Here is a 26809-nt window from a genome sequence, read left to right as displayed (position 1 = left end):
GAACATGTTGTGGGCCTGCATTCTATTTCCCCAGTTGGCGCTGGACAGCCTGCTGCGCGAGCGCGACGACCGTGACGCACCGCTGGTGCTGCTGGGTGGTCCCAGCCAGCGCCGGGTCCTGCAATCGGTCAACCCTGCGGCAGCCGCTCTGGGGCTTAGCGCCGGCCAAACCCTGACGGCCGCCCGTGCGCTGGCCGATGGCTTCTCCTGCCTCGAAGTCGATCCCAAGCGCATCGATGCCTTGCAGCAGTTGCTGGCCGCCTGGGCATATCGCTTCAGTGCCCAGGTCAGCTTGCACTACCCGCGAACCTTGTTGCTGGAAGTAGGGTCGAGCCTGCAGCTGTTCGGGCCATGGCCGGTACTGGAGGCGCGCTTGCGCCAGGAACTGTCTGCGCTGGGCTTGCGTCAACGCATCGTCCTGGCCAGCAATCCGGTGGCTGCGCGCATGCTGGCCAATACTCACGACGGGTTGGCGTTGGAGGATGCCGCTTCGACCCGTGCGGCACTGGCCGAAATGCCCATCGATCGGATCGGCCTGCGCCCGGAAGATGCCCAGGCCTTCGGCCGCATGGGGTTGCGCCAGCTGAAACAGGTACTGGCGCTACCGCGCGACGCATTGGCAAGGCGCTTTGCTGCCCAGGTGCAGTTGCACCTGGACCAGTTACTGGGCATGCGCAACCTGGGCCTTGCATTCTTCGAACCGCCGGACCGTTTCGAGGCGCGGTTGGAGCTGAACTTCGATGTGGAGTCGCACCAGGCGCTATTGTTCCCATTACGTCGCATGCTGACAGACCTGGCCGCTTTCCTGGCTGGGCGCGACTGTGGCGTCCAGCGATTCAAGGTGTACATGGAGCACGCGCAGGGCCATGACACCCAGCTTGACGTTGGATTGCTGGCCGCAGAACGCGACCCGGCCATGTTGCTTGAACTGGCCCGTGGCAGGCTGGAATTGGTGCGTCTGAAGGCGCCGGTGCGCAACCTGCGCCTGGTGGCCGAGGACTTGCCGCCATTCGTGCCTCAGCACAAGGCGTTGTTCGATCCACGCGCCCAGCAGGCCCAACCGTGGGAACAACTGCGCGAACGCTTGCGTGCACGTCTGGGTGACCAGGCCGTGACGGGGCTCAGCGCCGTGGCCGATCACCGTCCTGAACAGGCATGGCAGGCCAATGAAGTCGGCCAGTGGTCCAGCCTGTGCGTCACACCGGGCAGCCGTCCTGGCTGGCTGCTGGCCACCCCCACGGTGCTCGACGAACAGGCCTATCAGGTTCACGGGCAGGCCGAGCGCATCGAGTCCGGTTGGTGGGACGGCGCGGACGTACGCCGTGATTACTACCGCATCGAAACCCGTGAGGGCCTGCGTGGGTGGGCCTACCGTGACCTCGGCCAAGGCGGGCCGCTATGGTTGCAGGGCTGGTTTTCATGAGCGGCTTTGGCTACGCGGAGTTGCATTGCCTGAGCAATTTCAGCTTCCAGCGCGGAGCGTCAAGCGCGGATGAGTTGTTCCGCCGGGCTCGCGAGCAAGGCTACCAAGCCCTGGCCATTACCGACGAATGCACCTTGGCTGGCATTGTGCGCGCCTGGCAAGCGGCGAAAGAGCAGGGTGTACGGCTGATCGTCGGCAGCGAAGTGCAACTGCAGGATGGGCCCAAGCTGGTGCTGCTGGTGCAAGACCTGCAGGGCTACCAGAACCTTTGCGCCCTGATCACCCGTGCGCGGCGTCGGGCGCCCAAAGGGGACTACCAGCTGTTGCGCGAGGACCTGCCTGCGCACAGCAAGGGCCTGTTGGCATTATGGGTGCCTGATGATGTTGCCGATCAAGCTGTGGGCGACTGGTTGAGGGAGGTCTTCGCGGCCCGCCTCTGGCTGGCCGTGCATTTGCACCGCGGTGTCGATGACGACCAGCGTCTGGCGCGTCTGCGCGCATTGGCGGCAACCTTGGGTGTGAATGCGGTGGCGTGCGGGGATGTTCACATGCACGTGCGCGGTCGGCGTGCCCTGCAAGACTGCATGACGGCAATTGGCCGGCGCTGCCAAGTGGCTGAGGCAGGGCGCTTTCTGTACGCCAACGGCGAGCGTCATTTGCGTACCCCTGCCCAATTGGCCGAGTTGTATCCCGCCGACCTGCTGGCCCAGACCTTGGTGATTGCCGAGCATTGCCGTTTCGACCTTGGTGAGCTGCGCTATCGCTACCCCGAAGAACTGGTACCCGCTGGGCATACCGCTGCCAGTTGGTTGCGTGAGCTGTGCGAACAAGGGTTGCCGCTGCGCTGGCCCCAAGGCCCGAGCGATCAAGTTCGCCAAGCCCTTGATCGGGAGCTGGCGCTGATCAGCGAGCTGAGCTACGAGAGTTACTTCCTCACCGTTCACGACATCGTGGCCTTTGCCCGCGAGCAGCACATCCTGTGCCAGGGGCGCGGCTCTGCCGCCAACTCGGTGGTGTGCTTCGTGCTGGGGATCACCGAGCTGGACCCCATGAAACATCGGTTGCTGTTCGAGCGCTTTCTGTCACGCGAGCGCAACGAGCCGCCGGATATCGATGTGGACTTCGAGCACGACCGGCGCGAGGAAGTCATCCAGTACGTGTTCAGGCGCTATGGTCGACACCGCGCGGCGTTGACGGCGGTCGTCAACACCTATCACGCCAGCGGGGCGGTACGCGATGTCGCTCGCGCATTGGGCCTGCCGGCCGACCAGGTGGACGCCCTGGCCAAATGCTGCGGCCGTTGGAGCGACCGCATCCCCGATGCACAGCGTTTGGCCGAGGCGGGGTTTGATGCAGGCAACCTGATGTTGCGGCGTATCCTGGTGCTGGCCGGTGAGCTGATCGGTTTTCCCCGGCACCTGTCACAACACCCAGGTGGCTTCGTCATCTCGCAACAACCCCTCGACCAGCTGGTGCCCGTGGAAAACGCGGCCATGGCCGAACGCACCGTGATCCAATGGGACAAGGATGACCTGGACATGGTCGGCCTGCTCAAGGTCGATGTGCTGGCGCTGGGCATGCTTAGTGCACTGCGTCGCTGCTTCGCGCTGGTGCAGCAGCACCGTGGGCGACATTTGACGCTGGCCACCGTCCCTGCCGAAGACCCGGCCACCTATGCCATGATCAGCCGCGCCGAGACCATGGGCGTATTCCAGATCGAGTCCAGGGCGCAAATGGCCATGTTGCCGCGCCTGCAGCCCAGAACCTTCTACGACCTGGTCATCGAGGTCGCCATCGTGCGCCCTGGCCCCATCCAGGGCGACATGGTCCATCCCTATTTGCGCAGGCGGCTCAAGCAGGAACCGGTGACCTACCCATCGCCCAAGCTGAAAGCGGTGTTCGAGCGTACCCTTGGCGTTCCGCTGTTCCAGGAGCAGGTGATGGAGTTGGCCATGGTAGCGGCTGACTACAGCCCCGGTGAGGCCGACCAACTGCGTCGCAGCATGGCCGCCTGGAAACGCCACGGCGGGCTGGAGCCGCACCGCAAGCGCTTGCTCGAAGGGATGCAGCGCAATGGCTACGAACTGGCGTTCGCCGAACGCATCTTCGAACAGATCAAGGGCTTTGGCAGCTACGGATTCCCCGAGTCCCACGCCGCCAGTTTCGCACTGCTGTGTTATGCCAGCAGTTGGTTGAAATGCCACGAGCCGGCCATCTTCACCTGCGCGCTGGTCAATAGCTGGCCGATGGGGTTCTACAGCCCCGACCAACTGCTCCAGGAGGCCCGCCGCCAGGGTATCGAGGTAAGGCCGGTGGACGTGTGTCACAGCCAGTGGGACTGCACGCTCGAGCCTGGGCCCGGGGGAGAACTGGCCATTCGCATGGGCTTGCGCTTGGTCCGCGGCCTGGCCGAAGCCGATGTGCGCCGGCTCGAACAGGCAAGGGCGGTGCAGCCGTGGCGGGACGTCGAGGACCTGTGCCTGCGCTCGGCCCTGGATGAGCGCGCCCGGGCTCGTCTGGCGGACGCAGGGGCCCTGGTCGCGCTGGCCAGGCACCGGCACCAGGCGCGCTGGGAGGTGGCGGCGGTGCAGGCGCAATTGCCTTTGTTCGCCGACGTGCAGGCGCCCCCGGAGGAACGCGTCGACCTGCCGGCACCCACCGTCGGCGAAGACTTGGTGGCCGACTATCATGCCATGGGCACGACCTTGGGGCCCCACCCATTGACCTTGCTCCGATCCCGTCTGCGTGCCCTGGGCTGTCGCAGTTCCGGTGAACTGCACGGCGTCGAACATGGCGACGCCATTGCCATGGCAGGGCTGGTGGTGGGCAGGCAGCGGCCACAGACCGCCAGTGGCGTGACCTTCGTAACGCTCGAGGACGAGTTCGGCATGGTCAACGTGGTCGTATGGCGGGACCTCGCCGAACGGCAGCGGCGCGCGTTGGTCGGCGCTCGGCTGATGAAGGTCAGTGGCCGCCTGGAACAGGAAAATGGCGTACGCCATTTGGTGGCCAGGCGGCTGGAGGATGTCAGCGTGCTGCTGCAGGGGCTGGACGTACGCAGCCGGGATTTCCACTGAACCCCTGCAGCACGGCTTTGCTTACACCATCGCTAGGCGCTGCTTGCGGGTGGGTACTTCGAATGCCTGGTCGATGGCGTTCAGGTCATCGGCGGTCAAGTTCAAACGCGCTGCCTCGGCATTGAGCCTGACATGCTCGGGTGTCACGGCTTTTGGAATCGCGATCATGCCATTGTGCCGCGTGACCCAAGCCAGGCAGACCTGGGCCGGGGTAGCACCATGGTCGTGGGCGATCTGCTTGAGCACTGGGTGTTGCAGCAAACGCCCTGCCTGAGCAAGGGGGCAGTAGGCCATGATGGGCAGTCCCTGCTGTATCGACCAGGGCAGCAGGTCGAATTCGATACCTCGTTGCGCAGGGTTGTAGAGCACCTGGTTGGTTGCACAATCGGGGTTGTCCAGTTCTTGAAGGTCATCCACGTCGAAGTTGGACACGCCCCAACGCTTGATCTTGCCTGCCTCGCGCAGGCGCTCGAAAGCGTCCACGGTTTCCTGCAATGGGTACTGACCGCGCCAGTGCAGCAGGTACAGATCAATGCAGTCGGTACCCAGGCGCTTGAGGCTGCGCTCGCAGGCGGCCTGCGTGCCGCGCTGGCTGGCGTTGTGCGGGTAGACCTTGCTCACCAAAAATACCTCGTCCCGACGCCCGGCGATGGCCTGGCCCACCACCTGTTCCGCACCGCCCTCGGCATACATCTCGGCGGTGTCGATCAGGCGCATGCCCAGGTCGATGCCTTGTTGCAAGGCGGCGACTTCGGCCGCCCGACGGCTCGGGTCTTCGCCCATGTACCATGTGCCCTGGCCGATGATCGGCACGTTGGCGCCTGCCAATTTCACGTCACGCATGTCACCTCCGGTGGATGGGTATTATTCAGTAGAACATCCAGCAGCGCCTGGGCTGCCGTTGACAACGTATGCTCGCGCAGGGCCATTACGCCAATGCGCCGCTCGACGGCAGGTTCGACCAGGGGGATGCAGCGGGCCCCCAGCTCCTGCATTTGCGTGATACACAGCGCCGGCACCGCGCTGACGCCCAGACCACTGGCGACCATGCGGCCTACGGTTGCAAGCTGATGGCTTTCGAAAGCCACCGCCAGCTTGCCGTGCTGCACCGCCACGTTCTGCTCGAGCAACAGGCGCACGGCAGAAGGACGCTGCAGTGCCACGAAATCCTCGGCCAGAAGCTGCGCCCAACTGATTTGCGCGAGCTGGGCCAAGGGCGAGTCAACCGGCACGACCGCAACGAACCGGTCAAGGTACAGCGGGTGAAAGTGCAAGCCCTCGACATTGTCTGGCTCAAAGCCGATGCCCAGTTCGACGCGCCTGTGCCTGACCAGTTCCTGCACCTGTTCATTGATGACGTCGTGCACGGTCACGTTGACCTTGGGGTAGCACTGGCGAAAAAGCTTGAGAGCCCCTGGCAACAGGTTGCCAGCAAAAGAGGGCATGGCCGCAATGGCCACCCGGCCCAGTTGCAGGGTGAAGCGCTGGCGCAGCATTTCTTCGGTGTCGTCCCAGTCAGCCAACAGGCGACGTGCCAAGGGCAGCAGTACCTCACCTTCGGCAGTCAGGCTGACGCTGCGCGTGGTACGGCTGAGCAGTGCGCCGCCCAAGTTCTCCTCCAGCGCCTTGATGGTCAGGCTCAGGGCGGGCTGCGAGATGTGCAGGTGCTCACCGGCCTGGGCAAAGCTCTGAAACTTGGCCACGGCGACGAAGGCGCGCAGTTGCTTCACATTCATGGGACTCGCCTATGCTTTGATTTGGAGTGCTTATCAATCGATCATAAAAACAAAATTAACAAATCAGTGAGCAAGCGAGAAGATACCCCCACACGCTCACCGACGCCCCGTCGGCTCAACAACTACAAAAGGCGAACCAGCATGGCCGGATTGGACAAACGCGTAGCTACGTACGAACAGGCCCTGGAAGGGCTGACCGACGGCATGACCGTACTGGCCGGAGGGTTCGGCCTGTGCGGCATACCTGAAAACCTGATCGCCGAGATCAAGCGTCGCGGCGTCAAGGGCCTGACCGTGGTCTCCAATAACTGCGGCGTCGATGGCTTCGGCCTTGGCGTACTGCTCGAGGACCATCAGATTCGCAAGATGGTCGCGTCCTACGTGGGGGAAAACGCTGAATTCGAACGCCAGCTGCTCAGCGGTGAGCTTGAGGTCGAACTCACGCCCCAGGGTACCCTGGCCGAAAAGATGCGCGCTGGCGGAGCGGGCATTCCCGCCTTCTTCACTGCCACCGGCTATGGCACCCCGGTGGCCGAGGGAAAGGAAGTGCGTGAATTCAAGGGTCGCAAGTACATCCTCGAAGAGGCCATTACCGGCGACTTTGCCATCGTCAAGGGCTGGAAGGCTGATCATTACGGCAATGTGATCTACCGCAACACTGCCCAGAACTTCAATCCGCTGGCCGCCACCGCCGGCAAGATCACCGTGGTCGAAGTCGAGGAAATCGTCGAACCTGGCGTGCTGCTGCCCAGCGAAATCCATACCCCTGGCATCTTCGTGGACCGCGTCATCGTCGGCACCTTCGAAAAGCGCATCGAAAAACGCACCGTCAAGGCCTGAGCGCCCCCACAGAACAACAAAGAGACTCTCACCATGGCACTGACCCGCGAACAGATGGCCCAACGCGTTGCACGTGAACTCAAGGACGGCTACTACGTCAACTTGGGTATCGGTATTCCCACCCTGGTGGCCAACTATGTGCCGGCCGACATGGACGTGATGCTCCAGTCGGAAAACGGCCTGTTGGGCATGGGGGAATTCCCCACCGAAGCGACCCTTGACGCTGACATGATCAACGCAGGCAAACAGACCGTTACCGCCCGCATCGGCGCATCGATCTTCGACTCGGCACAGTCGTTCGCCATGATCCGTGGCGGTCACGTCGACCTGACCGTGCTCGGTGCCTTCGAAGTGGACGTGCAGGGCAACATCGCCTCCTGGATGATCCCTGGCAAGCTGGTCAAGGGCATGGGGGGCGCCATGGACCTGGTGGCCGGTGCGGAAAACATCATCGTCACCATGACCCACGCCTCCAAGGACGGGGAGTCCAAGCTGCTGCCCCAGTGCAGCCTTCCTTTGACCGGCGCGGGCTGCATCCGCAAGGTACTAACCGACCTGGCTTATCTTGAGATCGAGGATGGCGCGTTCATCCTGCGCGAAACCGCCCCCGGTGTGAGCGTCGAAGAAATCATCGCCAAGACAGCCGGCAAGCTCATCGTGGCCGACGATGTGAAGGAAATGACCTTCTAACCCACATGCACTTTCGCCCTGCTGCGGCGAACCCGCCCGTTCAGGTAGCCGTTTTCACCACGGCATCTGGGCGGGCGGGTTCGTTGGCGCAGGGTTCGCGCATTTCTGCGCAGCCTTTCATCTACCTATAAAACCAATAAAAGGACGCTTCCGTGGCCGCTGAACTACAAGACAGCCGCTCTGCACGCTTTGCCCTGCGCTGCTCCAACTGGGCAGAGCGCTGGTTCCCCGATTCCTGGGTATTCGCCGCCTTGGCGGTGCTGCTGGTGTGCTTGGGCGCGTTGGCCATGGGCGCCAAGCCCCTGGACACCGCAAAGGCCTTCGGGGATGGATTCTGGAGCTTGATCCCCTTCACCATGCAGATGGCGTTCGTGGTCATCGGCGGCTATGTGGTCGCCAGTTCGCCGCCTGCCGCGCGGCTGATCGATCGCCTGGCCCGCATTCCCCGCAACGGTCGCTCGGCCGTTGCATGGGTAGCCCTGATCTCGATGCTGGCGTCATTGCTCAACTGGGGCTTGTCCCTGGTCTTTGGTGGCCTGCTGGTGCGTGCATTGGCGCGTCGTACCGACCTCAAGATGGACTACAGGGCTGCCGGTGCGGCGGCCTACCTGGGCCTGGGCGCAGTGTGGGCGCTGGGGCTGTCCTCATCGGCGGCTCAGTTGCAGGCCAATCCGGCCAGCCTTCCACCCTCGATTCTGTCGATCACTGGCGTGATTCCTTTCACCGAAACCATCTTTCTCTGGCAGTCAGGCGTGATGTTGGCAGCCTTGGTCGTGGTATCGCTGGTCATCGCCTATGCTACAGCCCCCGGCCCCAACAGTGCGCGCAGCGCTCAAGCGTGTGGCGTGGACCCAAGCTTCAGCGCTCCGCCGGCACCTGCGCGTACACGCCCGGGGGAGTGGCTCGAGCACAGCCCTGTGCTGATCCTGCTGCTCGTTGCGCTGGCCGCAGGCTGGCTGTATCAGGAGTTCGCGAGTAAACCCGCCATCACGGCCATCTCTGGCCTGAACACCTACAACCTGCTGTTCATCATGCTCGGCGCGCTGCTGCACTGGCGGCCGCGCAGCTTCCTCGACGCTGTGGCCCGGGCCGTGCCCACTACCACTGGCGTGCTGATCCAGTTCCCGTTGTACGGCTCCATCGCCGCAATCCTCACCCAGGTCAAAGGGGTCGACGAACAGACGCTTGCCCATCACATCTCGCTGTTCTTCACCCAAATTGCCACCCACGATACCTATGCCCTGTTGATGGGTGTGTATTCGGCGGTACTGGGCTTCTTCATTCCGTCAGGTGGCGGCAAGTGGATCATCGAGGCGCCCTATGTGATGCTGGTGGCCAATGACCTGCAATACCACCTCGGCTGGGCTGTGCAGATCTACAACGCAGCCGAAGCGTTGCCCAACCTGATCAACCCGTTCTACATGTTGCCGCTGCTGGGCGTGCTGGGCCTGAAGGCGCGGGACCTGATCGGGTTTTCCTTCGTGCAGTTGCTCGTGCACGTTCCTCTGGTGCTGTTCCTGTTGTGGGCCTTGGGCACCACGTTGCAATACACGCCACCGGTCATGCCGTAGCGGCTGCTCCTGGCTACAGAACTGTGCCTTGCCTTGGGGTGAGGTGCAGGTCTGTGAGTCAGTGTGCTTTCTGCGCCAATCTCAGGGTGAAGAAGGCAACTTGCTCGTGACATCCAGACTCGCCCAGCCACGTAAATTTCCCTTCCGCATAATTTATGCGACGGTATTTTGACTTATTACGGCTAAGCCCATTGAGATTTATTATGGTGTCGGTTCATTGACGTAGTGTCAGAGTGCCCATAAGCTCAAGTCAATACCGCAACACACCCCGCATCATCGCGCCACTTACTCATTGATTATCCTGGTTGAAAGGACGGCGTATGCGCTCGACTCTGATTGTGAAATCGATCTTTTTGTTGGTGCTGTTGAGCGGTGCTGCCCGTGCGGCTGACTCGTATATCAATCAGACCAGTATCATTCCCGTTGCAACCGCGGGTTGGTTCTTCGCATTTGCGGTCGTGGGTTTTGTCGCCGTGGCCAATCGCAGAAAGATTTGAAATACCGCAGTTACAGTCACTCAGGCTAGACCGCTTGAGTTGGCTTGTGAATTCGTCAACCGTTGCTATATTGCCATTACCCTCTCGAAGCCTGGTCAGCAGGGTTCGACGTGCCGCTCAGGCGGCCGGCAGAGCATGGCGCTCGCGGTGGTGACAGCGAAGTGGAGCGAGAGTTGGTGTGTTGTTCTCTTCAGTGCTCTAGTCGGGCCATTTGGCCGGAGGGACCCTCATGGTGCGTTCATTGTTCGCCGTCGTTGGCCTGGTTGCAATGTGGTCGGGTCATTGCGCTGCCGCGCCCTCGGAACCGGCCTACCGCCTCAATCCCGGCGATGTGGTGATGGTCTCGGTGTGGCAGGAAGACAGCCTCAAGCAGGAGGCCACCGTGCTCCCCGATGGCAGCATCACGTTCCCTCTGGCCGGTCGCATAGACGTGGCAGGGCTGGATGTTGCCTCGGTTGAAAAACAAGTGGCCAGCAAACTGGAAAAGTTTCTGCCTGACCCGAACGTCAGCGTGGTAGTCAAGAGTAACGCGGGCAACTTGGTGTATGTCCAAGGCAAGGTCATAAAGCCCGGCCCCGTACAAATGTCAGGCCCTACGGCGGTGCTGCAGGCGTTGAGCATGTCGGGTGGCCTGGACAAGTTTGCCGATGAAAGCGAAATAATGGTCGTGCGTGGCACCGGCACGTCCCAGAGAATCCTGCCCGTGCGATACAAGGATTTGGTGACGGGCCGCGACATGTCGACCAATATTCAACTTCAGGCCGGTGACACGCTGGTCGTTCCTTGATCATGCCTTTTAATAAGTAGACTTGATGCCTCTTCCAAGAACAACTCGCATTGCCGCGGCAATTGTGGCCTTGCCGCTTGCGCACTCAACCCAGGCCGCTACCTGGCAGTCGACGGTGGTGGTACCGACGTCGGTCGAACACGACAGCAACCCGCTGTTGCTATCGTCGGGCGAAAAAGGCGTGACACGTACCCTGATTGCACCTGACTACACCCTGATCGGCAGTTTCGGCCGAGATGAACTGCGGTTAGGTCTGGGCCTGGATATTCTGCGCTCCTCCGACACCAACGTCGTCGATGACCGCGAAGACCCAGACATCAGCCTGGGCTGGCAACGCACCACCGAACGCGGGCAGTTCGGGCTGCTGGCCCGCTACAACGAAACCTCGACGCTGTCGGGTACCGTGCTCGATACCGGCGTTGTTACTACCGATGGGACGCAGAAGCTGTACACCTTGACGGGTAACTGGCGCCAGGCGATCACCGAACGCAGCACCCTGAGCAACGAAACCACCTACAACCGCGCCCGTTACGATATCAACAGCCTGACTGGCTACGACGAGCTGGCCAATACCCTGACCTGGACCTACGCCTTGAGCGAGCGCGCCGATGCCTATACCCGTTTCGGTGCCCGGCGTTATGAACCCGAGGACGACCTGACCGCCACGGCCTCCAACAGCTACAGCCCGGCGGTGGGGATCAAGTACCAGTTCTCAGAGTCATTCAGCGCCGATGCGCACCTGGGCGTCAACAAGGTATCGGGCAGTCAGGGGGGCCGGCGCGGGGAGGGCGGCGTGGCGCTGCTGTACACCGGCGCACGCAGCGATGCCAGCCTGACGGTCGAGCGCAGTACGGTAGCCAGTGCCCAAGGCGGGTTTGCCCAGCTCGATCAGGTGCGTGGGGTCTGGAGTTATGCGCTCGACCCCTTGACCCGGGTCGGCGCCGACGCCGCCTGGCAGGACAGCAAGGGCCAGATACCCAATACCTTGCAGATCTACAGCCTCTGGGCCAGCCGCCAATTGTCCCCCTACTGGGACCTGCGCCTGGCGCTGACGTACAAGGAGCGCAAGCAGGACCTCGACGGCGATGCGACCGCCACGATCGTTGGCTTGACCCTGACATACCGCTATCCCGACATCTGAACCGCTTGCAGGTGGCCCCATGAAGTCCGATTACGAGCTCTCTCTCAGAGATTACATCGCCATTATCAAGGACCGGGCCGTGGTGTTGGGGGTCAGCGCAGCCGTTATCCTGGCTGCCACCGTCGCCGTGGCGCTGACGGTGCCACCGATCTATCAGTCCACCGGCACGATCCTGGTGGAGTCGCAGCAGATATCTCCCGAGCTGGTGTCGACCAACACCACCAGCTTTGCCGACGAGCGCATCGAGGTCATTCGCCAGCGGGTGATGACGCGCGAGAACCTGCTGCGCATCATCGACAAGTACGGACTGTTTGCCGACAAGCGCTTGAGCGAAAGCGACAAGATCGACCAAATGCGCAACGCCATCGCGGTCCAGACGCTGACCACCTTCGTGCGCGGGCGCGGCGAGGCGACGGTGGCCTTCAACGTGTCTTTCGAGCATCGTCAGGCAGAGGTGGCCAAAGAAGTCGCCGATGAACTGGTCACGCTGTTTCTCAACGAAAACCTCAAGCAGCGCACCGAACGGGCCAACGAGACCACCGAGTTTCTGACCCAGGAGGCGAACAAGCTGGGGGCAGAACTGGCCAGCCTGGAGAACCAGCTGGCCGACTTCAAGCAGGCCCACGCCAATGCGTTACCTGAGCATCAGACGCTGCGCATGAACATGCTTTCGCGGGCTGAGCTCGAGTTCCGGGAGGTCGACCGCGATTACAAGGCGGCCCAGGAGGAACTGCGCTACCTGGAGCTTGAACTGTCCGCCGCCAATGCCGGCCTAGGTACCAAAACCGGCGAGGGCGTGCGCCCAGCGGGCGCCGACCAGCCCCAGGACCTGGCGAGCCTGAAGGCCGAATATGCCCGCTTGCTGACCCGCTACAAAGAAGCGCACCCCGACGTGGCGGCGGTCAAACGCAGGATTCAAGCGCTGGAGGCCAGTGGCCAGACCGGTAGCGTGGCCTCGACGGTGAGCCTGGATGCGGCACGCGTACGGGCCAAGATGAGCGCGGCACAGGTACGCATTGCCTCGCTGGCCGAGCAGAAGCGCGAGCTGACCCGCAAGATGGAAGGTTACGAAGCCGAGATTCTCGAAGCGCCGCAGGTCGAGCGCGGCCTGGTTACGCTGATGCGCGACCATGACAACGCGCGCAAGAAGTACGAGGAAATCCGGGCCAAGGAAATGGGCGCCAAGATTACCGAGAGCCTTGAGCAGGAAAACAAGGCCGAGCGTTTCGTGCTGCTCGAACCGCCCTTGATGCCCGAGAAGCCGATCAAGCCCAACCGCAAGAAAATCGCGGCACTGGGCCTGGTGCTGGCGCCGGCAGGTGGTGGGGCGCTGGTCATGTTGCTGGAGATGCTCAACCAGCGCGTGCGTGGCGTTGGCGCCCTGGAGAACCTGCTTGGCAGGCGCGTGCTGGTGGCGCTGCCTTATATCGACACCCGCGCCGACGTGGCCAGGCGCAAGCGCTGGCGCAACGGGCTGATCCTGGCAGCGTTGTGCCTGGTGGCTATCCTGGTAGGGCTGGTACACCTCTTCTACATGCCGCTGGATGTGCTGTTGCTCAAGCTCACCTCCAGGTTTGCATAGGAAAGCAGTGATGGACAGGAATACACCGGCTCATGGCAATACCCTTCACCCGGTCACTCCAGGTACGCCCCAGGCCGTGAACCCGGCACCGGGTACCGCGCTTGCGGAGGTCCCGGGGCAGTTCGACTACGTCAATACCAAGGTGGTGGCGCTCAAGGCCGATCACCTGGAACGTCACCGCATTGTCGCCTACAACAAGAACTCCAGCATGAACGGGCCCATTGACCTGTTGCGCACCCAGGTGCTCAGGACCATGGAGGAAAACGGCTGGCGTACCCTGGCCATTACCTCCCCCACGCCCGAAGCGGGCAAGACGGTACTGGCCATCAACCTGGCCATGAGCATTGCCCACTACACCACCCGCACCGCCTTGCTGGTGGATTTCGACCTGCGCCGTCCTCGCGTCGGCAGGAGCCTGGGGCTGCCCATGGACTGCTCGCTGAACGAGTTTCTCGATGATCAGGCGCCGCTGCAGGAATGCCTGGTGAACCCCACATTGCCTCGTTTCGTCGTACTGCCGACGCGGGTGCCGGTACCCATGTCGACCGAAGTGTTGTGCTCACCCAAGGTCACTCACCTGGTCAGCGACCTGCGTAATCGCTATGCCTCGCGCATCTGCATCTTCGACCTGCCACCGCTGCTCAGCTCCGACGATGCGATCACCGTACTACCCACGTTCGACTGCGTGCTGTTGGTGGTGGCCAACGGCATGAACACCAAGAAAGAGATCGAGGACTGCCTGCACCACCTGGGCACGGCGAACCTGATTGGCACCGTCCTGAATAAGGCCGACGAAAAACCGCAGCCCTATTATTGAGCGTTTTCAAGGGGCGCCGTCGGGCAGCCCCGATGGACGCTCAACGCCATGTCATTGCCGGCCATGGGTACTGCCGCTCCCATTGCCAGGCGTGCGCCACGATCACTTCCAGGTCTGCGTGCACAGGCCGCCAGCCCAGCACCTGCATGGCCTTGCTGGCATCGGCCACCAATCGGGGCGGGTCGCCTGCGCGGCGCGGTGCGTCCAGCACGGTGATGGGTTGGCCCGTCACGGACCTGGCCGCATCGATGACCTCCTGCACCGAGAAGCCCAGGCCATTGCCCAGGTTGAACACTGCACGCTCGCCGCCGTCGAGCAGGTAGTCCACGGCCAGCGCATGGGCGCAGGCCAGATCGGTCACATGTACGTAATCGCGGATGCACGTGCCGTCGGGGGTGGGGTAGTCCCGGCCGAATACCGTCACTGCCTCGCGCCGGCCAGAGGCGGCCTGGAGAATAAGGGGGATCAGATGTGTCTCCGGCTCATGACGCTCGCCGAGCAACCCCGCCGGGTCTGCGCCTGCGGCATTGAAATAACGCAGGCATACCGACTTGAGCCCGTAAGCCCGATCGAAATCCTCAAGGATCTGTTCCACCATCCACTTGCTCAGCCCATACGGGTTGATCGGCGCCTTGGGATGGGCCTCGTCGATAGGCACGTACTGCGGATCCCCATACACAGCCGCCGTGGAGGAGAAAATCAGGCACTTGATTCCTGCGCTGACCATCGCCTGGAGCAGCGACAGGGTAGCGGCGACGTTGTTCTGGTAATACTTGCCCGGAGCGCTGACCGATTCGCCCACCTGGATGAACGAGGCAAAATGAAAGACCGCGTCGAACGTGCACATGCCGAACAGCACGTTGAGCGCGGCTTCATCGGCGATGTCCAACCTGGCCCACTGAATGCCCGGCCCTGGAGATACCAGGTCCGCTACCACCACTTCATGCCCGGCAGCCAACAGATAGCCGACCATGTGCGAGCCAATATAGCCCGAGCCCCCCACTACCAGGTACCTCATCCACACCTCCACGAAGCCGCTGTCGACAGACACCGTGAACCGTCCCTGGGACATGCAGGCGGGATGCTCGGCTAACAGGTGCCATGAGCGTAGATGGCCATCTGCCCTATTTCAAGAACAGCCAATTGGACATGTAGGTGCCATCCAGGGTGATGTGATAACGCCCATCACGGTAGCTGGCGGGCAGGGGCTTGAGCTGCGCCTGGGCATCGCGGGCGAACAGCTTCAACCCGGCAGGCGCCTTGATGCTCAGCTGGGCCTTGAGCGGTTCGACATGAAAGCGCGTGTTTTCCTCAGGCTGGGGCACCGCTCGCGTGCCCAGGGACACCAGCAGGCTGCGCGACTGGCCCAGTACCACACCGTCGAGACTCTGCACGGCGATACTGGCGTAGGGTGTGCTCGCCTGAACCTGGACATCCCCCAGGGTGACCGTACGCCCGCCCAGCCAGCCCGTTGCCGCTTGGGTGAGGGGCGTGTCGATGGTGTAGAGGCCTGACTGCCAGTTGCGCTTGAGCTCGCCGGTATCGCTCACCGACTCGGTCGCGTCTGCCGGCAGCAACGCCTGGGCAGGGTCGTGCAGCACGGTAGCCCCGTCAGCAATGGCCGCAGGTTTGAGCCATGGCAGCTGGGGCGTGACAGGCAAGGCGATCTGAAGTTGGCCCAGGCCCACCGCCGTGCGCAGCAGCGCCGAGGTACGTGGGGTGATGTCCTGGTTGTACAGGGTTTCGGGGCTCGGCGCGAACACGTAGCGGGTACTGGCGGGTTGAACGTCCCCACGCCTGTACATCAGTGCGGCAGCCGGCATCGTGGCAAGCAATGCCGGATCATTGTAGGCATGCCAGTTGTCTGCCGTGCGCCAGCCGGGGTTGAACGCCTGTTGACTGTAGGCGTACTGCAGCATGGCGTCCCAACCTTGGTGGCTGGCGGTTCCGGCGATGTACAGCGGCAGGGAATGCCGGTCAGGCAACGGGAAAGGCTCGGCGTTCCATTCGCTGACCGTCAACGGTTGGCCCACGACCTGAGCGGCGGCCAGCCAGTCGATCAAGCCGTCGCTGGTCAACGGGTTCTTCTCCAGCTGGCCACTGGCGCCGTAGCTGTGGGCATCGATGACATCACCCACCGTGAGGGCGGGCAGGGCACTCAGGCCGTTGCCGCCCCAGGTGCTGGTGGTGGCGATCGGCACCCGTACCCCCAGGGCGCGCAAGTGCGCGATCATGTCGGCATTGAAGCGCTGCTCCAGGTCGTTGAGAAACAGCTTGGAGGGCCCAGGTTGCCAGGCCCGCCAGGTCAGGTCCGCTGGCAGGTCGTGCTGGCTGGCGAACGCCTTGGCAGCGGCCATGTAACGCTGACTGTGACGGGGGACGTCCTTGTCCGGCAGCAGGGCGTTGCCGTAGTGCTGGGTGATGTCGTTCTCGTTGGTGAGCAGGATGGCCGCGATGGCGGGGTCATCTTTGTAGGCCAGGCCTGTCAGAGGGTTTACATGGCCCAGGTACTGAGCGGCGAAGTGTTTCATCGCCTGCTGGATGCTGGCGTTGACGTAGGCGTAGCCCTTGAGGTCGACCCGCGCTTGGCCCTTGGCCAGTTCGCCAAAGTCATCGATACCGTCCTGGGCGGTCAGAGCGCGCTGCACATGCAAGTCCAGCCAGATGTAGATGCCCTCGTCCTTGAGCGCCTTGATCCAGAGGTCAAGCTTGCGCATGGACTCGGCGTCCAACTGCTGGGTGTCGCGAACCTGCGTGCCGTCACCAAACACATTGGGGCTCACCCAGGGGGAGTCGTGATGGTGCAGCCGTACAAGGTTGAAGCCCAGCGCCGACAGGCGTTTTGCCTGCTGGGCAATCTCCTCGTCAGGGCTCTTGAACAGGGCGTAAGCCGACAGGTTGGTGCCCCAGAAACGCACGGGGGTATTGTCCTCGAACACCAGTTGTTCCCCGCGCGCCTGCACAAAGCCGTGCTTGCCGGCGGGCTTTTGCCGCGCATTGAGAAACGAAAGGTCAACGGGGGATGTGCGCCAGTCCACCTGGTCCTCTGGCCAGGCTGTAGGGTCCACCAGACCGAAGCGCTCGGTAGGGGTGGGCGCGAGTGCGATGTCCCCGGTTACGTTCAGCACCGCCTTGACCTGTTGCTTGCCGGCAGCGATGGCGTCCTTGTAGAAGAAGGCGCGCAGCTCCGAAGGATTGCCGCGCTCGAAGTAGACCTTGGCCAAGGGTGGGTCGAAACGCATTTCTACACGCCTGCCCTGCTCGGCACCGCCCCAGGACCACCCGCGGTTGTCGGCCAACAGTTGCGGGGCACCCATGGCCCCCGCGATCTGCGCAGGATCGAACTGGAACACCATGCCGCCGCCAATCACATCGCGCTGGCGGCTATGGGCGTCAAGGTCGAAGTCCCACGCCAGGGTTTGCGGTTGCACCTGGGTGATCGCCGCCTTCAGCTCGAAATCCAGGGCCTTGTTCAGCCCCTGCAAGGTGTAGCGCCCGGGGCCATCGACGCTCAGGGCGGTCTGGAAACCCGTCCAGCTCCAGTCCTGCGCCCAGAAGTCGAACTTGGCGCTCATCACTGGCCCGCCGCCCTGCGTCACCACCGGCAGGCCGTTTTGCTCATCGATGCTGACCTGCCACGCCTCGGACCGAACGCTCGTGGGTAAGCCCAGGGAGCAAAGGGCGGTCAGGCACAGCACGGCACGCAAGGCAGACAGGGTCATGAAAGGCTCCTGGGTTGCGCAGAGGGGATGTCGTAAGAGGGCGTAGCGAGCGAGTGCTGCCGGCGGACCATGTGGGTATAGGCCACGCCTAACCCTGCGATGGACCAGTACACCACCGGGATGAACGTGATGCTGCTGACGGTGAAGATGATCACCAGGATGCCGATCAATGTCGCCAGCAGCACCCGGCCAAGCTGACGACGTTCGTCGTCCTTGTCGTCGAAGCTGCGCATGGCCTTGTAGATGCCGCGCAGTACCATGGCGAAGAAGGCCACGAACAGCCCGAGCCCGACCAAGCCGACGTGCAGGGCCAGGTTGATGTAGGAGTTGACGATATCGATGATGCCTTCGCCCTGGATCATCGACTGCATTTCGGGCGTGTTGCGAAAATCGAACGAGCCGAACAGCGGATTGCGCTGGATGACGATCCACGCATTGTCCATGAGCCGCTCGCGGTAAGTGATGTTCTCTTTTTCAAGGTTGCCAATGAACGGCAGCAGGTCCAGCACCTTATCGCCACCCGGTATCACACCGAGCAGCGGCAGGGCGAGCACCCCCGCCGTTGCCAGCAGGGCCAGGCGCCGCACGGCCCCCCTGCCCAGCGCCACGAACACCACCACGATCACCGCAGCGCCAATCCAGGGCCCGCGTGAGAGCGGCGCGAACAGACCGGCAGCCAGCAAAAGCGCGCCCATCCAGCGATGCAACGGCCGGCGCAGATAGCCTTGCACGAACAGGAACAGGCCGATGGCGACACTCATGACATAACCCAGCACGATGGCCTGGCCCGTGGTGACACTGGCCCGCAGGGCGCCGCCCCGGCTCAGGTAGCCCGACAAGCTCCACGGCACACCCATGGCGTCGATCAGGGCGCTGTACAGCAACCAGTGGCGTACATACTCGGCGACCCCGATCAACGCCAGCAGGAAGCCGACCAGGACGAAGGCCAGCATGGCGTCCTTGAAGTCGCTGACCTGGCGCAACCCACGGCTGGCCACGTAGTAGGGCAGAAATACATCGACATACAGGTACAGGGCCTGGCGCAGGGTATCGGTGGGCGTGGTTTCGCGCAGATAGAGCACACTCATCAGCACCAGGCTTGCCGCCAGCAGGCGATCTGGCCAGGTGCGGCCAAAGCGCAGCGTGTCCGGCTGCCGACGCAAGGCCAGGGCGGCTGGTAGCAGCACGCACAGTGTCAACAGGCGGATGTGGTTGAGGTCGACCAGGTAGTTGACCACACCGAACCCCGGAACCTGCGCCGCCGCCGGTGGGATCAGAAACAACAGCAGGTAGAACAGCGCCATGGGGTTGTGTTCACGACGCCCGGCCAGGTACAGGATGAGCCCGCCTGCCGCCAGGTACAGCCAGAAACTGTGGGAGACGAATGCCAGCACCGTCAGCAGGAACCAGAGGTTGCGCCGGCGCTTGAAATCGCGCAGCGGGATCAGGTCGGTGGCAGGACGCCGAGCCAGCACGAATACCACGCTGGCCAGGAACAGGATGACGATCAACGCGCGAAAATGTTCAGGCATCAGCTATTTACACCTTCCTTTCGGTGGGCCACGGCTAGCATCATGGCTGATTGAAACTATAGTGACTTTTAGCCATCTAGTCAGAGATAGAACCCATGCCGTCGATTGAGGTGTCAGCCACCGCAAGCTTGCGCTCGCGGGCCTTGCGGGCGGGGTCATGGAACCTGGTCTCGCAAGTGGCTTCCCAACTGATGCGCCTGGGCGGCAACCTGATCATGGCGCGTATCCTGGTCCCCGAGATGTTCGGGGTCATGGTCATCGCCACCACGGTTTCGGTACTGCTTCACTTGCTCTCCGATGTTGGCTTGCGCCAGAACATCATCCAGAGCCATCGAGGTGACGACCCCGTTTTCCTCAACACGGCCTGGACTGTCCAGATCATTCGCGGCTTTATCCTGTTCGCCTTGACCTTGCTGCTTGCCCTGGGCGCATGGCTGGCGCAGGTGGCTGAGCTGTGGCCTGCGGACGCGACCTACGCGGCCCCGGTTTTGCCGGCGGTACTGGCCATCACCGGCCTGTCTGCCGTGATCTGGGGTTTTCAGTCCACCAAGATAGACGTGGCAGTGCGAACCTTCCAACAAAAGCGCGTGGTGCTGGTCGACCTGGCATCGCAAGTCGCGGGCCTGCTGGTGATGCTCGTGGTGGGCTACCTGACCCATTCCATCTGGGCGCTGGTCAGCGCTGGCCTGGTGTCTGCCCTGGCCTGGACGGTACTGGGCCACACTGCGCTGGAGGGCCCTGGCAATCGTCTGCACTGGGACCGCGCCGCCCTGAACGAGCTGATCGTGTTCGGGCGCTGGATCCTGCTGTCTTCGATGGTCGGGGTCCTGGCCATGTATGGCGACCGCATCTGGTTCGGTGCCAGCATGACGGCGGCGCAGCTGGGCGTGTACTCCATCGCCGTGCTGATTCTGGGGGCAGTGCAGATGGCCATCATGAAGGTGGTCGGCGCCGTTGCGCTGCCGGCGTTCAGCGAAGCGGCTCGTGCTGATGATCGCGAGCGTCTGGTAGCCCTGTATCACCGTTTTCGGCTATTGGTGGACCTGCTGGTGCTGTTCATCTGCGGAGGGTTTCTGACCGCCAGCCCGCTGCTCATTGGCTGGATGTACGACGAGCGGTACCGTGAAGCAGGGCCGATGCTCGCAATTCTCTCGCTGTCATTCCTTACATTGCGCTATACATTGGCCCATCAGGTCTGGATCGCCTTGGGGCTGACCAAGTACCAGGCCATGGACAACATCATTCGCCTGGTCTCGTTGTGGGGGTTACTGCCGGTACTGCTGTATTTCGGTGGGGTGGACTGGGCGATCTGGGGCGTTGCCCTGCACACGCTGCCCACACTGGTGTTGATCGTTTACGTGAACAGCAAATTGGGAATGTTCAGCCTCAAGCGCGAGCTTGGAGTGCTGCCGGCCCTGTTGGCCGGGGCGCTGTGCGGGGCTGGATTGACCGCTTTATTCGAGTGGATCTGAGCGCGACCTGTAGGAATTTCGTGAGGATGGCCAGGTAATCATGGGCAAGCAGAGCGTGTGTGCGTCACGAGTAGGGCGTAGGGGCTTTCTGAAGGGGTGCGCGGTGGTGGGGGCGGCAGGCGCTGTGCTGGGCCCAGTGACAGCGGTCGCCGGCCAAACGCTGCCCCGGCCCACCGCCGAGGCCAATGAGGCGTTCGTGGTCATCAATGGCTGGGTATTGCCGTCTCAGTATTTCAAGAGCCCGTCGGCATGATCACCGATTTCCAGGAACACAAGACGCTGCGCGACAGTTACGACGTGTGCATCATCGGCGCCGGCCCGGCCGGCATCACGCTGGGGCTGCGCCTGGCGGCCGCAGGCTGGAGCGTGCTGCTGGCCGAGGGGGGCGGCCATGACTACGCACCTCGCTCTCAGGAGCTGTATGCCTGCACCTCCAGCGGGCTGCAGCTGTATGCCGAGCAGACCCGGCTACGTTATTTAGGCGGCACTTCAAACCATTGGGCAGGCCGGTGCCGACCCTTCAGCCCGTCCGACTTTTCCATCGCACCGCCAGGTGACCTGCCGGGCTGGCCCATTGAGTACGCCGAAATCGCGCGCTACCTGCCCGCCGCCATGGACATCGTCGACCTGCCCGCCGGTGCCGACTTTCATGCCATCAACACGGGCCTGGACGGCGACGAGTTCGAACCGGACCGCTTCCTGCTCAGCACCCCAACCCGATTTGCCCAGAAGTACGCCACCGCCTTGGAACAAACCCCAGGGCTGGACGTGTTCATCAACTGCAACTGCGTAGACCTCGAATTCGACCCCGCCTCTGGCCGGCTGGCGGCAGTGCTGTTGTCGGACTACGCTGGCAACCGCCAGCGTCAGGTCGCACGGCATTTCATCCTCGCCGCAGGCGCCATCGAGAACGCCCGGCAACTGCTCAACAGCAGCTCCCTGGCAGCGGCCGGTGTGATCAGCCAGGACGGCTTGGTGGGCCGTTGTTTCATGGAGCACCTGAACATCGACATGGGCACGTTCATCCTCAAGTCAGGGCTGGATCCCGACCCGCGCGAGTACTACACCACCGATGCCTTCATCGAGCATTTCAAGATCGGCAAGGGCAATGTGCGCGCGGCCCTGCTGGCCGACGTGCAAACCTACGGCCGTACCGCCGAGGTCAAGTACTTCCTGGAAACCCTGGCCTGTGACATGGGCGTGGCCAGCAAGGTGGCCTTCGTCGCCAGCTTCAGCTGCCCGGGCGATGGCATCATCAGCACCATGATCGAACAATTCCCAAGCCTGCACAGCCGGATCTCGTTGCTCGACGAGAAGGATGCGCTGGGCGTGGCCAAGGTCAACGTCAACTGGGTACTCGACGAGCAGGACCGGCATACGATCAAGTGCATCGGCACCGAACTTGCGACCCAGTGGGCCAAGGAGAACCTTGGGTTCGTCAAACTCAACGACTTCGTCTACGACACCTCGATACCGCTCAGGCTGTCGCCGCACGCCCACCACATGGGCACCACGCGCATGGCCGCCGACGCCCGTCATGGGGTGGTGGACCGCGACTGCAAAGTGTTCGGCACCGACAACCTGTATGCAGCCGGCAGCAGCATCTTCGCCACCGGCGGTGCCTCCAACCCGACCATGCCACTGTTGCAATTCGCCGTGCGCCTGGCTGAACACCTCGATGCCCGCATGAGCGCCCAGAGGAGCGCCGCGGCGTGATTCACCGGCTTTAGGACAAGGGGTGCGGCGGTCAGCACACACAAGAACGAGACCGGCGCCGCCCAGGGATAACTCAGGTTGCATCGATTGCGAGGCCAGGCAGCATGATGGGATGGATACGCAGAGCCGTAATGCAGTATGCCCACCGCACGGGACGGGCACGCGGTTTGTACAAGAAAATGTGCAACCCAGCGGGGCTGGAATGGGGCACCTACCTGGCCCGTTGGGGCGGTTTTCACTCGGTGGGCACCAACGTCTACATCAACCAGGGTTGCAACGTGACCGACCCATCGCTGGTGCGCATTGGCAACAGCGTGGGCCTGTCCGATTGCACCCTCATCGGCCATGACGGCGTCGTGCTGCTGATCGAGCACCGCTTCGGCAAGCACCTGGACTCGGTCGGCTTCATCGACATCAAGGACAACTGCTTCATCGGTCACGGCGCAATCGTCATGCCGCGCGTGACCATCGGGCCGGACTCCGTCGTGGCCGCCGGGGCCGTGGTGACCAAGGACGTGCCGCCCGGCACCGTCTATGGGGGTAACCCAGCGGCCTTCATCTGCACCACCGATGCGCTGATCAAACGGGTGGAAGCCCGCTGCGAAGCCTATCCCTGGATCGACATCGTCAAGCAGCGCAAGGGCGCTTTTGACCCCCAGGTGGAGCCCATGCTGATGGCCCAGCGGCGCCAGTACTTCTTCGGGGACAGCGACAATGGCTAAGCCGGTGGACGTGATGGTGGTCAATTTCAATACGGCCGGTTTGCTGCAGCCCATGTTCGATGCCTTGCGCAGCGCCGACAGCGAGCACCTGGCGCGCTACCTGGTGGTGGACAACGCTTCGGCTGACGACTCACTTGCCCGCTTGACCCAGGTCTGCCCTCAGGCGCTGGTGCTGAGCAATCGGCAGAACGTAGGGTTTGGCCGTGCCAACAATCAGTTGCTGACCCACCTGCAAGGTCAATACGCCCTGCTGCTCAACACCGACGCTTTCGTGGCCCAGGACGCGTTGCACAAGACCCTGGACTACATGCAGGCGCACCCGGAGTGTGGCGTGCTGGGTGTTCGGCTCGAAGGCCGCGATGGCAGCCTGCAACCGAGCTGCCGGTATTTTCCGACACCGCTCAACGTGTTTCTTGCCCGCACCGGCCTGGAACGCTTCGTCCCCGGCGTACAGCGCGTTGATGACATGAGCTGGGACCATGGGTCGGTGCGCGAATGCGATTGGCTGCCTGGGTGTTTCTACCTGGTGCGCCGTGAGGTCCTCGACCAGGTCGGGCTGTTCGACCCCCGTTTCTTTCTGTATTACGAAGAAGTCGACCACTGCAAGCGCGTCAAGGCAGCGGGCTGGAAGGTGGTGTTCTACCCGCACACCACGGTGGTGCACATCGGCGGCGAGAGCTCCAAGTCGGTGGCCCAGCTCGAAGCCGCGAGCCGGCAGATATCCGCTTACCAGATAGAAAGCGAGCTGCTGTACTTTCGCAAGCACCACGGTCGGGCCGGCCTTGCCCTGCATATGCTGCTGGTGAGCCTGGGTGACCTGATACTGGCGCTCAAGGCCTTGATCAAGCGGCGCGGGCGGGCGGCCTTGCGGGCCTGCTGGCTGCACAGCCGCACCACGTGGGCATTGCTGTTCAAAACCCGCTATGCCACCCAGCCGACAAGGTAGTGCGCACCATGTTCGAGAATATTCGTGCCGATTTGCGGGCCCATGGGGGCGATTGGGGAGCCCAGGGGTTCTGGGTGATGCTGGTCTACCGATTTGGCCGCTGGCGGTATGGCGTGAGGCCCGCGCCGCTGCGCAAGCTCTGTTCGCTGGTCTACAAGGTGTTGTTCAAGCTGGTACAGATCCTGACCGGGGTCGAACTGCCCTGCGAGGCGGTAGTGGGCCGGCATTTCGTCATCGATCATTTCGGCGGCATCATCGTCAGCGGCTATGCCCGGTTCGGTGACGACTGCCGCATTCGCAACGGTGTGGTGGTGGGGCTCAAGCAGGTCGATCGGCCTGTGGCGCCCGTGTTCGGCAACAATGTCGACATTGGCACCGGCGCCAAGATCCTGGGCGATATACGCATTGGTAACAATGTGGTGATCGGCGCCAATGCGGTCGTGCTGGTGGATGTGCCGGACAACTGCATTGCGGTCGGCGTGCCGGCCGTGATCAAGCCCAGGCACAGCCCCGCGACGCAGGTGATGCCGTGAGCACACAACTGGAGGCGGTCGGCGTCGTGGTGATCGGTCGCAACGAGGGCCAGCGCCTGGAGCGCTGCCTGCGTGCGCTGGTGGCCCGTGTCGATACGGTGGTGTACGTGGATTCCGGTTCGACCGATGGCTCGGTTCAGCTCGCGCATCAGTTGGGTGTGCACGTCCTGGCCTTGGACTTGAGCATTCCATTCACCGCCGCCCGCGCGCGCAACGAAGGTTTCGCCCGGCTGCACCAGCTGCAGCCTGGCCTGAACATGGTGCAGTTCGTTGATGGCGACTGCGAGATCGACCCCCAGTGGTTGCCCACTGCCCACGCCTTCCTGCAACGGCACGCGCAGGTGGCGGTGGTCTGTGGGCGGCGGCGCGAGCGGTTTGCCCAGCAAAGCGTGTACAACCAGTTGTGCGACCTGGAGTGGGACACCCCGGTTGGACAAGCCAAGGCCTGTGGCGGTGACGCGTTGATGCGCGCCCAGGCGTTCGCCAGCGTAGGGGGCTTCCGGACGGGGCTGATTGCCGGCGAAGAGCCGGAACTGTGCGTGCGTTTGCGAGCCGCGGGCTGGAAAGTCTGGCGCCTGGACGCCGAAATGACCCTGCACGATGCGGCCATGACGCGCTTCAGCCAATGGTGGCGACGCAGCATGCGCGCCGGCTACGCCTATGCCGAAGGCGCTTGGTTGCACGGTGCTGCACCCGAGCGGCACTGGGTGCGTGAGTCCCGCCGTGCCTGGGTCTGGGGGCTGGGGATTCCGCTGCTGACACTGTTGGCTTGTCTGATGTTCGGGGCAGGGGGGCTGGCGCTCTTGCTGCTGTACCCACTGCAAATCCTGCGGTTGGCCAGGCGTGGCGCCCTGGCGCCCCGGCAACGCAGGTTGCAGGCCTTGTTTCTGGTGCTGGGCAAGTTCCCAGAGGCAGTGGGCCAACTCAAATTCTGGCGCCAGCGGCTGTTGCCCGGCAAATCAGCGCTGATCGAGTACAAGTGAGATGACCCCATGATGCTTGTCCGCCTCGTGACCCGCGTATCGACGTTGCAACCCGGTTTCACCCCGCGCGCCGTGAAGAGCAAGTGCGCGCTGGCCCTGCTGATGATGAGCCATCGCCACGCGCTTGTGCGCTTCATGGGACGCATGACGACTGCACTGGGCCCACAATGGCGCCAGCGCATGGGCGACGACGCGCTGGGCATGGTGCAATGGCCCTACATCAGTAGTGCCTGGAGCGTGGCCCAACGGTTAGATGCCGTGGCCTCGCATTTCGAAGTGGTGACTGCACAAGCGCCGGGGCTTCTGGTCACAGGCCGCGATGAACGCCGTGTGTTGTGCGACCTGGGGGATCATTCACCCGCTTGCAGCCTGGTACTGGACCGGCCGATCTGGTTCAAACGCGAAGGCGAGTTGGTCCTGAACCTGTTTCAGGGCGACCTGCGGGTCGCGTCACTCGCCTTCACCCTGTGCAGGGACGCAAACACGTTGACGCTGTTCATTGGCGCGGTGCAAGGCATCCACAAAGGCATCGACAGCGAAACATCCCTGTCCATCTATCGCGACCTGACCAAGCATTTCGAAGGCCTGCGCCCGCGCAGCCTGGTGCTCGAAGCGCTCAAATGCCTGGCGCGCTCGCTTTCGGTCGATCGCATACTGGCCGTCAGCGACCGTTGCAGGCACCACCGTCATCCTTATTTTGGCGCCGACACCGCCCGGGAACTGGCGGCCGACTACGATGCTATCTGGCAGGAGCACGGCGGCCAACCGACGCCCTGCAACGGTTTCTTCGAGCTGCCCCTGGTGGCTGCACAGCGCGCCGATTCGGATATTCCTGCCAAGAAACGGGCCATGTACCGCCGCCGGCAGGCGTTGCTCGACGATGTTTTCACGCGCATGCACGAGGCTTTGGCAGGCGCTGCCGGGAACCATGAACTACAAGAACTACAAGGGGATGCATGCGCTGGGCATGCATCGGCAGTGGACGCTCCGCCCCTGACAGAAGGCCGTTCATAAGGCTTGTC

The 26809-nt window shown here is 63.0% G+C and carries 23 protein-coding genes; 18 read left to right on the top strand and 5 right to left on the bottom strand.

What is annotated here, in order from left to right; all coding sequences use genetic code 11:
* Positions 1–4 precede the first annotated feature (4 nt).
* Positions 5–1423: a DNA polymerase Y family protein gene (locus CRP40_RS07800; protein WP_027916356.1), complete on the top strand. Its 1419-nt coding sequence runs from the start codon at positions 5–7 to the stop codon at positions 1421–1423.
* On the top strand, positions 1420–4500 hold the full coding sequence (locus tag CRP40_RS07795) for an error-prone DNA polymerase (protein ID WP_027916355.1): 3081 nt from the start codon (positions 1420–1422) through the stop codon (positions 4498–4500). Before CRP40_RS07800 ends, CRP40_RS07795 begins: the two co-directional genes overlap by 4 nt.
* 21 nt (positions 4501–4521) lie before the next feature.
* Here CRP40_RS07795 and CRP40_RS07790 read toward each other — a convergent pair whose 3' ends face one another.
* Together CRP40_RS07790 and CRP40_RS07785 are read right to left on the bottom strand one after the other, a co-directional pair.
* Entirely contained in the window at positions 4522–5343 is an 822-nt protein-coding gene (locus tag CRP40_RS07790; RefSeq protein ID WP_027916354.1) for an aldo/keto reductase, read from the bottom strand.
* Positions 5331–6236: a LysR family transcriptional regulator gene (locus CRP40_RS07785; RefSeq protein WP_027916353.1), complete on the bottom strand. Its 906-nt coding sequence runs from the start codon at positions 6234–6236 to the stop codon at positions 5331–5333. The genes CRP40_RS07790 and CRP40_RS07785 overlap by 13 nt, the downstream gene beginning before the upstream one ends.
* A 141-nt stretch (positions 6237–6377) precedes the next feature.
* Here CRP40_RS07785 and CRP40_RS07780 point away from each other — a divergent pair, with 141 nt between their 5' ends.
* The 8 genes from CRP40_RS07780 to CRP40_RS07750 all read left to right on the top strand — a co-directional run bounded on the left by CRP40_RS07780 (position 6378) and on the right by CRP40_RS07750 (position 14161).
* Positions 6378–7076 carry a CoA transferase subunit A gene (locus tag CRP40_RS07780; RefSeq protein WP_023535422.1) on the top strand — a complete coding sequence of 233 codons (699 nt, stop codon included), beginning with the start codon at positions 6378–6380 and terminating at the stop codon, positions 7074–7076.
* Between the two features lie 33 nt (positions 7077–7109).
* Complete coding sequence (locus tag CRP40_RS07775) at positions 7110–7766, top strand: CoA transferase subunit B (protein WP_027916352.1); 657 nt, start codon at positions 7110–7112, stop codon at positions 7764–7766.
* Between the two features lie 152 nt (positions 7767–7918).
* Positions 7919–9337: a TIGR00366 family protein gene (locus CRP40_RS07770; RefSeq protein WP_023535446.1), complete on the top strand. Its 1419-nt coding sequence runs from the start codon at positions 7919–7921 to the stop codon at positions 9335–9337.
* A 320-nt stretch (positions 9338–9657) separates the two neighbouring features.
* The gene (locus tag CRP40_RS21920) at positions 9658–9834 is read left to right on the top strand and encodes a hypothetical protein (protein ID WP_165919238.1); all 177 of its coding nucleotides are present in this window, start codon (positions 9658–9660) and stop codon (positions 9832–9834) included.
* 229 nt (positions 9835–10063) lie between these two features.
* Positions 10064–10621 carry a polysaccharide biosynthesis/export family protein gene (locus tag CRP40_RS07765; RefSeq protein WP_027916351.1) on the top strand — a complete coding sequence of 186 codons (558 nt, stop codon included), beginning with the start codon at positions 10064–10066 and terminating at the stop codon, positions 10619–10621.
* A 25-nt stretch (positions 10622–10646) separates the two neighbouring features.
* Positions 10647–11762, top strand: a complete 1116-nt coding sequence (locus CRP40_RS07760) for a hypothetical protein (protein WP_027916350.1) — start codon at positions 10647–10649, stop codon at positions 11760–11762.
* A 19-nt stretch (positions 11763–11781) separates the two neighbouring features.
* Positions 11782–13344: a Wzz/FepE/Etk N-terminal domain-containing protein gene (locus CRP40_RS07755; RefSeq protein ID WP_027916349.1), complete on the top strand. Its 1563-nt coding sequence runs from the start codon at positions 11782–11784 to the stop codon at positions 13342–13344.
* A gap of 10 nt (positions 13345–13354) precedes the next feature.
* On the top strand, positions 13355–14161 hold the full coding sequence (locus tag CRP40_RS07750) for a CpsD/CapB family tyrosine-protein kinase (RefSeq protein ID WP_027916348.1): 807 nt from the start codon (positions 13355–13357) through the stop codon (positions 14159–14161).
* A gap of 40 nt (positions 14162–14201) precedes the next feature.
* On the opposite strand, the gene galE is transcribed toward CRP40_RS07750, so the two are convergent.
* From galE to CRP40_RS07735, 3 genes are all read right to left on the bottom strand, one after another.
* Positions 14202–15179, bottom strand: a complete 978-nt coding sequence (galE, locus tag CRP40_RS07745; RefSeq protein ID WP_027916347.1) for a UDP-glucose 4-epimerase GalE — start codon at positions 15177–15179, stop codon at positions 14202–14204.
* 106 nt (positions 15180–15285) lie between these two features.
* Entirely contained in the window at positions 15286–17883 is a 2598-nt protein-coding gene (locus CRP40_RS07740; RefSeq protein ID WP_027916346.1) for a cellulase family glycosylhydrolase, read from the bottom strand.
* Positions 17880–19415: an O-antigen ligase family protein gene (locus CRP40_RS07735; protein ID WP_042139422.1), complete on the bottom strand. Its 1536-nt coding sequence runs from the start codon at positions 19413–19415 to the stop codon at positions 17880–17882. Before CRP40_RS07735 ends, CRP40_RS07740 begins: the two co-directional genes overlap by 4 nt.
* A gap of 95 nt (positions 19416–19510) precedes the next feature.
* Here CRP40_RS07735 and CRP40_RS07730 point away from each other — a divergent pair, with 95 nt between their 5' ends.
* The 8 genes from CRP40_RS07730 (at position 19511) to CRP40_RS07695 (ending at position 26801) form a co-directional block, all read left to right on the top strand.
* Positions 19511–20887 (top strand): oligosaccharide flippase family protein, encoded by a 1377-nt coding sequence (locus tag CRP40_RS07730; RefSeq protein WP_027916345.1) that lies wholly within the window; start codon positions 19511–19513, stop codon positions 20885–20887.
* Positions 20888–20927: 40 nt separating this feature from the next.
* Positions 20928–21140 (top strand): twin-arginine translocation signal domain-containing protein, encoded by a 213-nt coding sequence (locus CRP40_RS07725; RefSeq protein WP_027916344.1) that lies wholly within the window; start codon positions 20928–20930, stop codon positions 21138–21140.
* Positions 21137–22603, top strand: a complete 1467-nt coding sequence (locus CRP40_RS07720; RefSeq protein ID WP_027916343.1) for a GMC family oxidoreductase — start codon at positions 21137–21139, stop codon at positions 22601–22603. The genes CRP40_RS07725 and CRP40_RS07720 overlap by 4 nt, the downstream gene beginning before the upstream one ends.
* Positions 22604–22707: 104 nt before the next feature.
* On the top strand, positions 22708–23325 hold the full coding sequence (locus CRP40_RS07715; protein ID WP_027916342.1) for an acyltransferase: 618 nt from the start codon (positions 22708–22710) through the stop codon (positions 23323–23325).
* On the top strand, positions 23318–24271 hold the full coding sequence (locus CRP40_RS07710) for a glycosyltransferase family 2 protein (RefSeq protein ID WP_033695182.1): 954 nt from the start codon (positions 23318–23320) through the stop codon (positions 24269–24271). The genes CRP40_RS07715 and CRP40_RS07710 overlap by 8 nt, the downstream gene beginning before the upstream one ends.
* A gap of 8 nt (positions 24272–24279) precedes the next feature.
* Positions 24280–24804, top strand: coding sequence for a serine acetyltransferase (locus CRP40_RS07705; protein ID WP_027916340.1), 525 nt, complete (start codon positions 24280–24282; stop codon positions 24802–24804).
* The gene (locus tag CRP40_RS07700) at positions 24801–25787 is read left to right on the top strand and encodes a glycosyltransferase (protein ID WP_027916339.1); all 987 of its coding nucleotides are present in this window, start codon (positions 24801–24803) and stop codon (positions 25785–25787) included. Before CRP40_RS07705 ends, CRP40_RS07700 begins: the two co-directional genes overlap by 4 nt.
* Positions 25788–25796: 9 nt before the next feature.
* Positions 25797–26801 (top strand): DUF535 family protein, encoded by a 1005-nt coding sequence (locus tag CRP40_RS07695; RefSeq protein WP_027916338.1) that lies wholly within the window; start codon positions 25797–25799, stop codon positions 26799–26801.
* The last annotated feature ends 8 nt before the right edge of the window (positions 26802–26809 follow it).

Origin of the sequence: Pseudomonas sp. URMO17WK12:I9 (assembly GCF_900230165.1) — a bacterium.
Taxonomy (GTDB): Bacteria; Pseudomonadota; Gammaproteobacteria; order Pseudomonadales; family Pseudomonadaceae; genus Aquipseudomonas; species Aquipseudomonas fulva.
The sequence above is the reverse complement of the archived record's forward strand: the minus strand, read 5'-3'. Positions and strand labels throughout refer to the sequence as shown.

Bases quoted from the DNA above. Each gene is read 5' to 3' on its own strand.
- CRP40_RS07750 (WP_027916348.1), top strand. From the start codon at position 13,355: ATGGACAGGAATACACCGGCTCATGGCAATACCCTTCACCCGGTCACT.
- CRP40_RS07785 (WP_027916353.1), bottom strand. From the start codon at position 6,236: ATGAATGTGAAGCAACTGCGCGCCTTCGTCGCCGTGGCCAAGTTTCAG.
- CRP40_RS07705 (WP_027916340.1), top strand. From the start codon at position 24,280: ATGTTCGAGAATATTCGTGCCGATTTGCGGGCCCATGGGGGCGATTGG.
- CRP40_RS07790 (WP_027916354.1), bottom strand. From the start codon at position 5,343: ATGCGTGACGTGAAATTGGCAGGCGCCAACGTGCCGATCATCGGCCAG.
- CRP40_RS07735 (WP_042139422.1), bottom strand. From the start codon at position 19,415: ATGCCTGAACATTTTCGCGCGTTGATCGTCATCCTGTTCCTGGCCAGC.
- CRP40_RS07740 (WP_027916346.1), bottom strand. From the start codon at position 17,883: ATGACCCTGTCTGCCTTGCGTGCCGTGCTGTGCCTGACCGCCCTTTGC.
- CRP40_RS07775 (WP_027916352.1), top strand. From the start codon at position 7,110: ATGGCACTGACCCGCGAACAGATGGCCCAACGCGTTGCACGTGAACTC.
- CRP40_RS21920 (WP_165919238.1), top strand. From the start codon at position 9,658: ATGCGCTCGACTCTGATTGTGAAATCGATCTTTTTGTTGGTGCTGTTG.
- CRP40_RS07760 (WP_027916350.1), top strand. From the start codon at position 10,647: ATGCCTCTTCCAAGAACAACTCGCATTGCCGCGGCAATTGTGGCCTTG.
- CRP40_RS07800 (WP_027916356.1), top strand. From the start codon at position 5: ATGTTGTGGGCCTGCATTCTATTTCCCCAGTTGGCGCTGGACAGCCTG.
- CRP40_RS07715 (WP_027916342.1), top strand. From the start codon at position 22,708: ATGATGGGATGGATACGCAGAGCCGTAATGCAGTATGCCCACCGCACG.
- CRP40_RS07695 (WP_027916338.1), top strand. From the start codon at position 25,797: ATGATGCTTGTCCGCCTCGTGACCCGCGTATCGACGTTGCAACCCGGT.
- galE (WP_027916347.1), bottom strand. From the start codon at position 15,179: ATGAGGTACCTGGTAGTGGGGGGCTCGGGCTATATTGGCTCGCACATG.
- CRP40_RS07720 (WP_027916343.1), top strand. From the start codon at position 21,137: ATGATCACCGATTTCCAGGAACACAAGACGCTGCGCGACAGTTACGAC.
- CRP40_RS07765 (WP_027916351.1), top strand. From the start codon at position 10,064: ATGGTGCGTTCATTGTTCGCCGTCGTTGGCCTGGTTGCAATGTGGTCG.
- CRP40_RS07730 (WP_027916345.1), top strand. From the start codon at position 19,511: ATGCCGTCGATTGAGGTGTCAGCCACCGCAAGCTTGCGCTCGCGGGCC.
- CRP40_RS07755 (WP_027916349.1), top strand. From the start codon at position 11,782: ATGAAGTCCGATTACGAGCTCTCTCTCAGAGATTACATCGCCATTATC.
- CRP40_RS07780 (WP_023535422.1), top strand. From the start codon at position 6,378: ATGGCCGGATTGGACAAACGCGTAGCTACGTACGAACAGGCCCTGGAA.
- CRP40_RS07725 (WP_027916344.1), top strand. From the start codon at position 20,928: ATGGGCAAGCAGAGCGTGTGTGCGTCACGAGTAGGGCGTAGGGGCTTT.
- CRP40_RS07710 (WP_033695182.1), top strand. From the start codon at position 23,318: ATGGCTAAGCCGGTGGACGTGATGGTGGTCAATTTCAATACGGCCGGT.
- CRP40_RS07795 (WP_027916355.1), top strand. From the start codon at position 1,420: ATGAGCGGCTTTGGCTACGCGGAGTTGCATTGCCTGAGCAATTTCAGC.